The sequence below is a fragment of the uncultured Photobacterium sp. genome (assembly GCF_947502415.1).
Taxonomy (GTDB): domain Bacteria; phylum Pseudomonadota; class Gammaproteobacteria; order Enterobacterales; family Vibrionaceae; genus Photobacterium.
The window spans coordinates 1-299 of the sequence record NZ_CANMZV010000120.1 but is presented as its reverse complement, the minus strand read 5'-3'; the positions used below and the strand labels follow the sequence as shown (position 1 = coordinate 299).

General features: G+C 52.8%; 2 tRNA genes. Both read left to right on the top strand.

What is annotated here, in order from left to right:
• Nucleotides 1-102 precede the first annotated feature (102 nt).
• Nucleotides 103-179, top strand: a tRNA-Ile gene (locus Q0852_RS23795).
• A gap of 44 nt (nucleotides 180-223) precedes the next feature.
• Nucleotides 224-299, top strand: a tRNA-Ala gene (locus Q0852_RS23790).

Below are 299 nucleotides of genomic sequence, written 5' to 3'. Positions count from 1 at the left end.
AGGGGAACCTGGGGCTGGATCACCTCCTTAACGATATGACTTACGCTTTGCGTAGTGTCCACACAGATTGCTTGGTTGAAGTATAAAGAACGTGAAAGACTTGGGTCTGTAGCTCAGGTGGTTAGAGCGCACCCCTGATAAGGGTGAGGTCGGTGGTTCAAGTCCACTCAGACCCACCACTTCTTCTCCCAGAGGAAGTGAGTGAACAGTCTTTCAATACGTTGGGGCTATAGCTCAGCTGGGAGAGCGCCTGCCTTGCACGCAGGAGGTCAGCAGTTCGATCCTGCTTAGCTCCACCA